The organism is Burkholderia sp. AW49-1, assembly GCF_053427845.1.
The window spans coordinates 1-277 of sequence record NZ_JBSAXF010000132.1; the positions used below are offsets into that span (position 1 = coordinate 1).

The 277-nt window shown below is 60.6% G+C and carries 1 pseudogene; it reads left to right on the forward strand.

What is annotated here, in order from left to right:
* Positions 1-277, forward strand: a pseudogene (locus ACV22W_RS33740) (hypothetical protein); the annotation flags it as partial.

Consider the following 277-nt stretch of genomic DNA (forward strand, 5'->3'; position numbering starts at 1 on the left):
GCCTGCGAGAAGCTTTGCGAATGCCATGGGCTGCAGTTGTCGAAGGAAACGGTCAGGAAGCTGATGACAGACGCTGGGCTCTGGATTCCGCGCCGGCAACGACCGCCGAAGGTCTACCAGCCGCGACCGCGCCGTTTCGAGTGGGGGCGTCCATCCCATTGCTTTTCGACCCATCGTAAGCTGATCGGCCGCTACGGGAATCCAGCGTCGGAGGTTGCGATGGCTGCAACGGATCGGATCACGATGACGATGCACGATCCGGACAGATTCAAGGTCA